Genomic DNA, 11,284 nt, shown 5'->3' on the forward strand with positions numbered 1-11,284 from the left:
TTTCGTACCTTTGAAACTTGAATATTTTCAAAGAAAAGGGATATGAATAGATTGAAAGAGCATAAGGGGATAAGTCTGTTGCTTCGATATAAAAAAGAGATGCTCCGTCGTATGGATTGTCTGTTGGATTTGGATTATCATTACATGGTTTTGCGCAGGGATTATGGGAATCGTTTCGTGATCACGGAGTTCTTGCAGAAGGCGTTGTCTATCGTGGTGGTTTCTTTCAATCGTTTTATCAAGGATGCGTGTACGATTTCGGCGTCGGCACTCACGTTTTATTCGATCTTGTCGTTTATCCCGCTGATGGCGTTGGCTTTCGCTTTGGCTGCCGGGTTTGGTGCCCGTGAGGCTTTGGAGAAGGAGTTTATGTTGCAATTGGGCGATAACCAAGAGTTTGCCGGGCAGTTGCTAGGGTATGTCACGAAAGCGATTGATCATGCCAAGGGCGGGGTGATCACGGGTGTCGGTATCGTGATTTTGCTTTGGTCGGTGATCAAGGTGTTGAATAGTACCGAAATGACGATGAATCGTATCTGGGGGGTGCGAAAGGGAAGGAGTTTACGGCGGATGTTCACGGATTATTTCTCGATTATCTTTATCGCCCCGATTCTGATGATTCTCGTGAGTAGCCTGAATTTGTTCATGACAAGTTCCGGGTGGCAGGAGAATTTTCCGTTGATCAGTTCTTTTCTCCAAATTGTGATCAAGTTACTGCCTTATATGCTGGTGTGGATGCTGTTTATCTTCCTCTATATGTTTATGCCGGCGACCCCGGTGAAGTTCAAGCACGCTTTCGTGGCGGCGATGATTGCCGGGACGGTTTACCAGATCATTCAATGGTTTTACATCCGTTTCCAGATCGGCATGAGTTCTTACAGTGCCATATATGGTACGCTGGCCGCCTTGCCGTTGTTATTGGTGTGGTTGCAGTTAAGCTGGAGTGTCGTGTTGTGGGGGACGGAATTGTGCTATATTTTCCGGAACAGGCATTTCATGTACAAGAACGAGTTGTTCGGGGATACGGCTTGGATGGAGACGTTGGAATGTGCATTGAAAATCATGAGGTTCGTGGCTCGGGTGTACGTGAACGGAGGGGGTGGTCCGAGTTTAGGGATGATTAACAAGGAATTGAAGATTAATACCGGGAAATTACGTATCGTGTTGCAAGAACTGGTGGATTTACATATTCTGGTAGAGGCGAAGGAAGAGGATGATTACTTCTATTACCCGGCCTCGGATTTGCACACGATGTCGGTGGGAGATATTATCATTCGTTTTTCCCGGGTAGATGAAAGCCGGGATGAAGTCTGGAAAAAACAATTCAAGGAAACCGTGTTGTCCGGTTTTGCCGGCGATCGGTTGATTGAGGATTCTGAGGTTCAGCAATAACGGGAATGTATTCATTTTAAAGTCTCGTTTTTTCTTGTATATCCGGTAAAACTTTTATATATTGTCGGGCAAATTGAAATGAAGTATGAGGAAAAGAATCGATTTAGAGTACATTTTCTCATCGTCGGTAACAATATTGTTCTCCCGTCTAAGTTCTGCTCCCGGTTTGGCGGAGTGGTTTTCCGATGATGTGAAACATGATGGAAATATCTTCACGTTTGTGTGGGATGGTATTGGTGAAGAAGCGGAGTTAGTGGATATGAAGAAAAATTCTTACGTGCGCTTCAAGTGGCTGGACGCGGACGATGAGGAAGAATTTTTTGAATTTTCGCTCCACGTAGAGCCTTTGACGGAGGAGGTCGCTTTGATCATCACGGATTTTGTGGATGCTGATGAAGAGGGGGATACCATTGAATTATGGAATAAACAGGTCGAAATGTTACATCGCACGGTTGGTGGATAAAGTTTTTTTCTATCTTTGTGAATTCGTTTATCACGAGTAAAGTAGAAAAATAAGAAAACCAATATAAGGTGCTAAAGATGAAGAAGCTCCACCTGTTTATGCTTAAAAGCTTTGTCGGTCCTTTCGTGGCCACCTTTTTTATCAGTATGTTCGTTTTGATCATGCAGTTCTTGTGGCGATATATTGATGATCTGGTGGGAAAAGGATTGGAAGGTCATGTTATTTCAGAATTACTTTTTTACGTGTCATTGACACTCGTGCCGATGGGTTTACCATTGGCCGTGTTGTTGGCCTCCATCATGACATTTGGTAGTTTAGGGGAGAATTACGAGTTAACGGCGTTGAAAGCGGCAGGTATTTCCCTGTACCGGATTATGAAACCGTTGATCGTGCTGATCGTTATTTTCACGATTGCGGCATTCTTTTTTTCCAACAATGTTCTTCCTTACGCTAACTTGAAGGCAAGTAGCTTATTGTACGATATAAAACGACAGAAACCGGAATTATCCTTGAAGGAGGGAGTGTTTATCAATGATATAGAGGGGTATAGTATTAAGGTGGATAAGATCGACAAGAAGTCGGGTATGATGTACAATATGTTGATTTACAATCATACGGATAGAAAGGGTAATTATGAGATGACAATTGCAGATTCCGGTATCATGGAGGCAGACCCGACGGGGCGTTTCATGGAGGTGGAATTGTATCACGGTTACACGTACACGGACGAGGGGTTGAAGTCGAATAATAATAAAACCTATCCTTTCCGGCGAGTGCAGTTTGACAAACAGTATTTTGTTATCCCCTTAGGCGATAAGGATTTGCAGCGTACGGATGAAGACTTGTTCAAGAATAGCTACGGGATGTTAAATATTGCCCAGCTGGATAGTACGGTTTCGGCCTTGTCCCTACGATTGGATGGCCGTAAACAAAGGAAAGCGCATGATATGCTCCGGGAGAATTACGTGAGGAAACAGGAGAGAAACCCCAAGCGGGATAGCGTGATTCGTGAAGAGACGAGAGGGGTTGTCAGGAATCTGGATAGTCTTTACCAGACTTTTGACGTGGAGGAACGGAAAAACACGATTGACCAGGCCGTGCAGCTTGCCCGGGGGGCTCAAACGAGTCACATGAATGATTTATCTATCAATAAACGGGACGAAGAGGCCGTTCGTAAATATAATATCGAATGGCACAGAAAGTTTACTTTGTCATTTGCCTGTTTTATTTTCTTCTTTATCGGGGCCCCGCTGGGGGGGATTATCCGTAAAGGAGGATTAGGGGCTCCGGTGGTGGTTTCGATCTTCCTGTTTATCGTGTATTATATTATCTGGATGATGGGGGAACGAGCGGCCCGGGAAGGGGTGTTGGAGCCTTGGCAGGGAATGTGGATTTCTTCCGTGGTTCTGTTACCGTTGGGGGCAGTGTTGACTTACACGGCCATGACAGATTCGGCTGTCATGAGTAGTGAATCGTATACTAATTTCATCAAGAAGATCATCGGTTTCTTTAAAAAGAAAGATAAAAATGCGTGAATTGAGAATCGTGTACATGGGAACACCGGATTTTGCGGTGTATCCGTTACAGAAGTTGCTGGAGGCCGGACACAAGGTCGTGGCTGTCGTGACCAATCCGGATAAACCGGCGGGAAGGGGACAAAAGATTCAAGAGTCTCCCGTGAAGAAGTTTGCCGTGGAGAAGGGGATTCCCGTGTTGCAGCCGGAGCGTTTTCGGGATGAACGGTTTTTGGAGGAGTTGAGGGGTTTTCAAGCGGATTTGCAGCTCGTGGTGGCATTCAAGATGTTGCCGGAGGTGGTTTGGAATATGCCTCGGTTGGGAACGGTAAATTTACACGCGTCACTGTTGCCGGATTACCGGGGTGCGGCCCCGATCAACTGGGCGGTGATGAACGGGGAGACTTGTAGCGGGGTGACGACTTTTCTTTTAAAACACGAGATTGATACCGGGAATTTGATTTTTCAGGAGCGGGTGGAGATCGGACCGAACATGACAGCCGGAGAGTTGCACGATCAATTGATGTACACGGGTGCCGATTTGTTGGTGAAAACGGTGGAGGCTATGGCTGCCGGAGATTACCCGTTGCAGGATCAGGTCGGGTTGTTGGCCGGGCGTGAACCGAAACACGCACCTAAAATATTCAAGGAGAATATGAAGGTGGATTGGTCACTAGGTTTGGACGCTATTTTTAATCATATACGAGGACTTTCACCTTTTCCGACGGCGTGGACCGAATTCCGAAACAAGAAGAACGGGGAGGTCGTGTCGTTGAAGATTTTCGAGACGGAGCGAATCGTGAAAGATCATGGGAAAGACGTTGGTTTATCAACGGATAATAAAACTTACCTGGACGTGTTGGTAGAGGGGGGAGTCATTCGGATAAAAGAGTTACAGTTGTCCGGGAAAAAGCGAATGAAGACAGAAGAGTTCCTGCGGGGATTTCATATAGAGGATTACTCTTTGTAATCAATTTACTATGCGTGTCGGGCGAGAAACTATGCGAAGACTGATCCTAAGGTTAGGGATCGGGGGGAGTGTGTTGCTTGCCTTGGTAATTGGGTGGTGGTATTTTCTACCAACCCCGTTGTTTACTGTGCCTTATTCCACGGTGATTTTGGATAAGGAGGGGGAGATTATGGGTATGACGGTGGCGAGTGACGGGCAGTACCGGGTGTCGGGCAGGGGGTGCCTTTCCATGAAGTATATGGCCGCCTTACTATGTTTCGAGGATAAGCGGTTTTTGACACACTCCGGGGTGGACCCGCTGGCGGTGGGACGGGCGTTGTGGTTGAACGTGCGGAGGGGTTCGGTGGTGAGTGGCGGGAGTACGTTGACGATGCAGGTAATTCGGCTGTCACGTGACAACCCGCCCCGAACGATTCCGGAGAAGATATTGGAAATGTTGCTGGCGATTCGTTTGGAACAGAGTTACACGAAATGGGAGATTCTGAATATGTACGTGGATCACGCCCCTTTTGGTGGGAATATCGTGGGAATACAGGCGGCTTCGTTGAAATATTTTAATCGTCAGCCGGATGAACTGAGCTGGGCTGAGGCGGCATTACTTGCCGTGTTGCCCAATGCCCCGGCTTTGATGTACCCGGGAAAGAATATGCCCGGTCTGAAAGGAAAGCGAGATGCTCTGTTGCGTGAACTTTATGAACAGGGATATTTTGAGCAAGGGGATTTAGAAATGGCGATGGCGGAACCTTTACCGGAACAGGTGTATAGTCCGGAGTGTATCGCACCTCATTTGCTGGCAAGAGCTTACGGGCAGCGTCGGGGGAAGATCAGCCAGACGTTTATTGATTCCCGGTTGCAGGAACAGGTGAACGGGATTGTGAGGCGGCATATTGACGTGTTGAAACACAATCATATCTATAATGCTGCCGTGTTGGTAGCGCATATCCCGACCGGACAGGTACGGGCTTACGTGGGAAACGGGCCTAAGGTGCGTGATGATGGGGGAAATCAAGTGGATATTATCACGTCGAACCGTAGTTCGGGGAGTATTTTGAAACCGGCGTTGTACGCGCTGATGCAGCAATCCGGGTATATCTTGCCGGGGACGATCGTGTCGGACGTGCCGTCCCGTTTCGGGGGATATGTTCCCTCGAATTTTAACAAGGATTTCCAAGGTATTGTCCCTGCCGACAAGGCGTTGTCAATGTCTTTGAATATTCCTTTCGTGCGCTTGTTGCGGGAGTATGGGGTGGAGCATTTCTATGATGATTTGAAAAAGATGGGGATCACGACGTTAAATCGGAAGGCGGAGAATTACGGGTTAAGTTTGATTTTGGGAGGAGCCGAGTGTAAGTTGTGGGATTTGTGTAATATGTACGGGGGGATGGCTTCCATTTTGAGGCACTATAACGAGTGTGACGGGACGAGTTTTAACCACGAGTTTCGACGTTTACGACTTTGGGCAGGTGAACAGGTGGATAGTGTCGAGGTGCAGAATAACGTGGTCAATGCCGCGGCGGTATGGCTTACACTCAAGGCTTTGCAGGACGTGGAACGGCCGGATTTGGAGTCGGGATGGAAGAATTTTGCCTCTTCGATGAATCTTTCTTGGAAGACGGGAACGAGTTTCGGTTTCCGGGATGCTTGGGCGGTGGGGGTGAATCCGGAGTACGTGATTGGCGTGTGGGTTGGAAATGCGGATGGCGAGGGACGTCCCGGGCTGATCGGGGTACGGGCCGCGGCACCGATTTTGTTTGAGGTGGCCTCTTTGGTGAGGACAGATGCTCGTTTCTATATGCCGAAGGAGGAGTTGTCTGCGGTTGCCGTTTGTCGTAAGAGTGGGTATCGGGCATCTTCAATATGCCCGGAAATAGATACCGTTTATATTGCCCGTGCCGGGGAGAAAACAGAGGTTTGTCCTTACCATCGATTGGTGAATCTTGATCGGACGGGTAAATTCCGGGTGGATTCGGAATGTGAGTCCGTGTCACGCATGAGGATTGAACCTTGGTTCGTGCTGTCTCCCGTACAGGAGTGGTATTATGCCCGCACACATTCGGATTACAAGAAATTACCACCTTATCGTGCCGATTGCCAGCGAGGGCAGGATGACGTGATGGAAATGATTTACCCGCAGCGGGGATTGCGGGTGTTTATTCCCAAAGATTTAGGGGGAGTGGTACGTGGTGTTGTGTTTGAAATGGCTCATCGGGAGCCTTCCACGTTGGTGTACTGGCATATCGACGATCAATTTCTGGGAACAACCCGTTATCATCACCAGTTAGAGGTAAATGTGGCCCCCGGACGACATACGCTTTATCTCGTGGATGCGAAGGGAAATTCGCTACGGCAGAGTTTTGTTGTCGTGGATGGGGAAAAGGATTATAAATGAATTAATGTTTGTCGAGTTTTAGAAAATCATTTTTGCTGATCTTGGTGCGATGTTTTTCTTTGTCCCCGGATTTTACGACAATAGTTACCGAATCTTTCCATTGCTGAAGGTTTACAAGTGATGAAATATCACATGATACGGTTCCGTGGTCGGTTAGAGTTTTTGACCAATCATCGGGAATATTCGGATTATAGTAAAGTTGCAATTTCAGTGAATCTTGGGTTTGTTCCTGTGGGTCATATACGATATTGATTTTACCTTGAATTTTCTCTCCGGTTACCGAGTTTACCGTGGAGAAACCTGCATGTAGATCAAAATAACCATGATACCCATAACCTACACCTAAGAATGATGGTAATTGACAATTCTCGGCTATGTTTGTATTATTGGCTTCCTCTTTGCTAATCGGGTGAATTATCTCGTATTTTGACCACGTGACGACATGGGCATTGTTGATAAACTTTTCACCGTTTGCGGAGGTTTCCCAGTCTTCCTCGTTATAATAAAAGCCGAAATAGCCTCTTTCCGCATCAGCAAGGTTCTTGTTGTAAGAGATCACTAATCCCCCGCCATCCAGATAGCAATGGAAACCGTTTGTCGTGTCCCCGATAATCGTGGCAACACACATGAAACCTCTTGAGCCGTCATCTTTGTTGTCATTGCAACTAGAGCCTATTACTAGACATGTCAATAGGGTAATGGTGGTCAACAAATTTGTATTCATAGATATTGATCGTATGATTTATTGCTGTAAATATAATAAAAATGCACTTTTACAGTGCATTTTTTCAATGAATACTTTTGAATACTCCTATTATTTCCTGTTCACGTCTCTAGAACTAGCTTGAGCGGTAGGCATAATCTGAATATCGTTCAAACAGATGTGAGCCGGACGGGTTACGGCAAACACGATCGTGTCGGCGATGTCTTCTCCCGTGAGGGGGGTAACACCCTTGTACACGTTGTCTGCGGCTTGTTGGTCACCTTTGTAGCGCACTACAGAGAATTCGGTTTCAACCATTCCCGGAGCGATGTTGGTTACCTTGATGTTGTGTTTCAACATATCGATGCGCATGGCTTTGGAAAGGGCGTCCACGGCGTGTTTGGTGGCACAATACACGTTCCCACCGGGGTAAACTTCCTTACCTGCCACGGAGGCGATGTTGACGATATGTCCTTTTTCATTTTTGATCATCAAGGGGGCTACTTCGTGGGTGATGTAAAGAAGACCTTTCACGTTGGTGTCGATCATGCGTTCCCAATCATCCAAAATTCCGTCTTGGATAGGAGAAGTTCCCACGGCAAGACCTGCATTATTGACTAAAATATCTATATTTTGCCATTCTGCCGGTAGGTTGCTGATTGCGTTGTGAACTTCCTGTTGGTTACGAACATCGAATTGAAGAGTCAGTACTTGAATGCCTTTTGTCTTTAATTCGTCTTCCAGTGCGGTCAGACGATCGCCCCGGCGTCCGGTGATAATGAGGTTATACCCGATTTCGGCCAATTTGGTCGCTGTTGCCTTTCCGATACCGGAAGTGGCTCCTGTGATTAACGCTATCTTGTTCATAGTAGTAATTATTGTTTAAATCTGTCGTGCGAAGGTATGATTTTTTTCTTATTTTCGCACGAAATAATAGTTGCAAGTTACAGGTTATAAGTTGCAGGTTAATTACCGAACAAATAATTTTGAACTTGTAACTTGTAACCTGTAACGTGGCGAAGCCACCATATTTATGTATAAAGAGATAGAATTGAGGATTACGCCGGAAGAGGCACATGATCGGGAGATTGTCAATGAACTGTTGGCAAGGATGTTGCACGTGGGGCAGGAGAGGATTGTGCATGTGGAGATTTTGCGAAAATCAATAGATGCCCGTCAGCGTAGGGTTGTTATTCAACTGAAAGTCGGTGTTCATCTGGATCGGGTGGAACAGAAGGAACGGGTATTTACTCCCCAATACCAGGATGTTTCGTCTGCCGGGACGGTTGTCGTGGTGGGTGCCGGACCGGCCGGTTTGTTTGCGGCTTTACGCTTGATCGAGTTGGGGAAAAGACCGATAGTTTTGGAGAGAGGGAAATGCGTGGAAGAGCGGAAACAGGATCTGAATCGTTTGTACAAAACCGGGGTGGCGAATGAAGATTCGAATTACGGTTTCGGGGAAGGAGGCGCCGGGACGTTCTCGGATGGTAAATTGTTTACCCGTTCGAAGAAGAGGGGGAACGTGGATCGTATTTTGGAAATCCTGGTCTATCATGGGGCGAATCCTAATATATTGATTGATGCACACCCGCATATCGGCACGGATAAATTGCCTCAGGTGATTGTGAATATGCGTAAGACGATCGAGAAGTATGGTGGGGAAGTACGTTTTAATAGTCGGGTGAGGGATATTATTATAGAGCAGAACCGGGTAAAAGGAGTGGTGACGGGTGATCAGGAAATTCGGGCTGAACATGTTATTCTTGCCACGGGACATTCGGCCCGTGACGTGTACCGGATGTTACGGGCCCGGTCCGTGTTGATGCTGCCGAAGGATTTTGCCGTGGGGCTTCGACTGGAACATCCGCAAGAGTTAATTGACCGGATTCAGTACCATAACCCGCAAGGGCGGGGAAATTTTCTACCTGCGGCCGAGTATAGTTTCGTGACGAATGTGGATGGGCGAGGGGTATACTCATTCTGTATGTGTCCCGGTGGGGTGGTCGTTCCGGCTTGCACGGGGCCCGAACAACAAGTGGTGAACGGTATGTCTGCATCCGGTAGAAACACGGCATGGGCAAATTCGGCCATGGTAACCTCGATTGGGGAGAGTGAATTGACTGGAATGAGGTACAAGGGGTTATTTGCCGGGTTAGAATTTCAAGAGGATTTGGAGCGGGCGTCTTGGGAACAGGGAGGAAAGAACTTGCATGCTCCGGCTCAACGATTAACTCACTTTCTGAGAGGACATTTAAGTGAAAATTTACCAAAAAGTTCTTATAAACCGGGGGTACGGGCAACCTCTTTTCGGGAATGGTTACCCGAAGTCGTTTACCAGCGTCTTTGTGGAGGGTTGGAGCAGTTCGGAAAAAAGGCCCGGGGGTTTATCACGGAGGATGCCCTTCTGTTGGGCGTGGAGAGTCGTACTTCTTCTCCATTGAGGATTCCGAGAGAAACAGAAAAGATGATGCATCCGGAAATTGTCGGGTTATATCCCTGTGGAGAAGGAGCCGGATATGCCGGGGGAATTGTCTCGGCCGCAATGGATGGAGAAGGCTGTGCAGAGGCTATTTGTTAAGAAACAAGAAGGGGAGGGACTGGTTATAACCGAATGTGTTAAAGTGACTTCGTTTTTTTGGTAAAAAATTTGCATTCATCAAGAAAATATCTACATTTGCGAATGTATAAAGAATTTATTAGTTCTAATCCTAAAACTGTCTATTATGAATAAAGCTCAATTAATTGACGCGATTGCTGAAAAAGCTGGATTATCAAAAGCTGATTCTAAGAAAGCATTAGAGGCTTTTGTAGCTACGATCGGAGAATCTTTGAAAAAAGATGAAAAAGTAGCATTGGTTGGTTTCGGATCTTTCTCTGTATCTGAAAGAAGTGCAAGAGCAGGTAGAAATCCGCAAACCGGGAAAACAATCCAAATTCCGGCTAAGAAGGTGGTGAGATTTAAAGCTGGTGCTGAGTTAGAAGGCCAACTATAATTACCATTTAAGAGATTTAAAGGGGGGTGTTTTGAGACACCCTTTTTTTGTTCATCATCAAATTGATTTGGTGATGAACAAGTTGCAAGTTACAGGTTGTGAAAACCGGAGCGAAATGAACTTGTAACCTGCAACTTGTGAACTTGTAACTTTTAACGTGACGAAGTCACCTTAAAATAGCATTATGCATACTGTAAGAGAGCAGGTTGAGTATCTGAGTGAGTTTGTGACGGATTATAAGAATGATTTGTTTCGTCGGTTAATTGCGGAACGAACGAGTTATGTCACGATGGTACTTGAGGATTTTTACCAGCAACATAATTGTAGTGCCGTGTTGCGTTCGTGCGATTGTTTCGGGATTCAGAACGTTCATGTGATTGAAAATATGAATTCTTTCATCGATAATTCCGAGATTTCGATGGGAGCCGCCGATTGGTTGACCGTTCATCGGCATCGGAAGAGAGAGAATAACACGGTGGAGACGATCGAGATGTTGAAATCACAGGGGTACCGGATCGTGGCAACAACCCCGCATGAACGAGATACTTTTATTGATGATATTGATCTTTACAAGGGAAAGATGGCTTTTTTCATGGGAACGGAGCTGACAGGATTGTCGGATGACGTGTTGTCGAGGGCCGACGAGTTCGTGAAAGTACCCATGTATGGTTTTACGGAGAGTTATAACGTGAGCGTGTGTGCCGCTTTACTGATGTATAGCGTGGTACAGCGTTTGCGACAAACAGATATAGACTGGCATTTACCGGAGGAGGAACGTTACGAAGTGTTATTTGCTTGGTACAAGCGTTCGATCAAGGCTTCGGCTCAGATATTGGAAAGGTTTAATCATAACAAGTGAG

General features: G+C 46.4%; 10 protein-coding genes. 8 read left to right on the forward strand and 2 right to left on the reverse strand.

Annotated features, from left to right (window positions below; genetic code table 11):
* Window positions 1–42: 42 nt before the first annotated feature.
* From I2I33_RS08345 to pbpC, 5 genes are all read left to right on the forward strand, one after another.
* Complete coding sequence (locus I2I33_RS08345; protein ID WP_087420527.1) at window positions 43–1,392, forward strand: YihY/virulence factor BrkB family protein; 1,350 nt, start codon at window positions 43–45, stop codon at window positions 1,390–1,392.
* 85 nt (window positions 1,393–1,477) lie between these two features.
* Entirely contained in the window at window positions 1,478–1,855 is a 378-nt protein-coding gene (locus I2I33_RS08350) for an START-like domain-containing protein (RefSeq protein WP_087420526.1), read from the forward strand.
* Between the two features lie 77 nt (window positions 1,856–1,932).
* Window positions 1,933–3,390 (forward strand): LptF/LptG family permease, encoded by a 1,458-nt coding sequence (locus I2I33_RS08355; RefSeq protein WP_087420525.1) that lies wholly within the window; start codon window positions 1,933–1,935, stop codon window positions 3,388–3,390.
* A complete protein-coding gene (fmt, locus tag I2I33_RS08360) occupies window positions 3,383–4,339 on the forward strand; it encodes a methionyl-tRNA formyltransferase (protein WP_087420524.1) in 957 nt (318 codons plus the stop codon). Before I2I33_RS08355 ends, fmt begins: the two co-directional genes overlap by 8 nt.
* A gap of 10 nt (window positions 4,340–4,349) precedes the next feature.
* Window positions 4,350–6,728: a penicillin-binding protein 1C gene (pbpC, locus tag I2I33_RS08365; protein ID WP_229128238.1), complete on the forward strand. Its 2,379-nt coding sequence runs from the start codon at window positions 4,350–4,352 to the stop codon at window positions 6,726–6,728.
* Window position 6,729: 1 nt separating this feature from the next.
* On the opposite strand, the gene I2I33_RS08370 is transcribed toward pbpC, so the two are convergent.
* Window positions 6,730–7,452, reverse strand: a complete 723-nt coding sequence (locus I2I33_RS08370) for a hypothetical protein (RefSeq protein WP_087420523.1) — start codon at window positions 7,450–7,452, stop codon at window positions 6,730–6,732.
* A 90-nt stretch (window positions 7,453–7,542) separates the two neighbouring features.
* Window positions 7,543–8,298 carry an SDR family oxidoreductase gene (locus I2I33_RS08375; RefSeq protein ID WP_087420522.1) on the reverse strand — a complete coding sequence of 252 codons (756 nt, stop codon included), beginning with the start codon at window positions 8,296–8,298 and terminating at the stop codon, window positions 7,543–7,545.
* Between the two features lie 166 nt (window positions 8,299–8,464).
* Between I2I33_RS08375 and I2I33_RS08380 the strand changes: the two genes are divergently transcribed.
* From I2I33_RS08380 to I2I33_RS08390, 3 genes are all read left to right on the forward strand, one after another.
* Window positions 8,465–10,009 (forward strand): NAD(P)/FAD-dependent oxidoreductase, encoded by a 1,545-nt coding sequence (locus I2I33_RS08380; protein ID WP_087420521.1) that lies wholly within the window; start codon window positions 8,465–8,467, stop codon window positions 10,007–10,009.
* A gap of 145 nt (window positions 10,010–10,154) precedes the next feature.
* Window positions 10,155–10,424 carry an HU family DNA-binding protein gene (locus I2I33_RS08385; RefSeq protein WP_087420520.1) on the forward strand — a complete coding sequence of 90 codons (270 nt, stop codon included), beginning with the start codon at window positions 10,155–10,157 and terminating at the stop codon, window positions 10,422–10,424.
* Window positions 10,425–10,608: 184 nt separating this feature from the next.
* Window positions 10,609–11,283 (forward strand): TrmH family RNA methyltransferase, encoded by a 675-nt coding sequence (locus I2I33_RS08390; RefSeq protein ID WP_087420519.1) that lies wholly within the window; start codon window positions 10,609–10,611, stop codon window positions 11,281–11,283.
* Window position 11,284 lies beyond the last annotated feature (1 nt).

The sequence above is a fragment of the Butyricimonas sp. BSD2780061689_150309_C8 genome (assembly GCF_015560935.1).
In the GTDB taxonomy this organism is placed as follows: domain Bacteria; phylum Bacteroidota; class Bacteroidia; order Bacteroidales; family Marinifilaceae; genus Butyricimonas; species Butyricimonas paravirosa.

Excerpts from the sequence above, each read along its gene's own strand:
- I2I33_RS08385 (WP_087420520.1), top strand. The coding sequence starts at position 10,155 with ATGAATAAAGCTCAATTAATTGACGCGATTGCTGAAAAAGCTGGATTA.
- I2I33_RS08355 (WP_087420525.1), top strand. The coding sequence starts at position 1,933 with ATGAAGAAGCTCCACCTGTTTATGCTTAAAAGCTTTGTCGGTCCTTTC.
- I2I33_RS08380 (WP_087420521.1), top strand. The coding sequence starts at position 8,465 with ATGTATAAAGAGATAGAATTGAGGATTACGCCGGAAGAGGCACATGAT.
- I2I33_RS08370 (WP_087420523.1), bottom strand. The coding sequence starts at position 7,452 with ATGAATACAAATTTGTTGACCACCATTACCCTATTGACATGTCTAGTA.
- pbpC (WP_229128238.1), top strand. The coding sequence starts at position 4,350 with ATGCGTGTCGGGCGAGAAACTATGCGAAGACTGATCCTAAGGTTAGGG.
- I2I33_RS08390 (WP_087420519.1), top strand. The coding sequence starts at position 10,609 with ATGCATACTGTAAGAGAGCAGGTTGAGTATCTGAGTGAGTTTGTGACG.
- fmt (WP_087420524.1), top strand. The coding sequence starts at position 3,383 with ATGCGTGAATTGAGAATCGTGTACATGGGAACACCGGATTTTGCGGTG.
- I2I33_RS08345 (WP_087420527.1), top strand. The coding sequence starts at position 43 with ATGAATAGATTGAAAGAGCATAAGGGGATAAGTCTGTTGCTTCGATAT.
- I2I33_RS08350 (WP_087420526.1), top strand. The coding sequence starts at position 1,478 with ATGAGGAAAAGAATCGATTTAGAGTACATTTTCTCATCGTCGGTAACA.
- I2I33_RS08375 (WP_087420522.1), bottom strand. The coding sequence starts at position 8,298 with ATGAACAAGATAGCGTTAATCACAGGAGCCACTTCCGGTATCGGAAAG.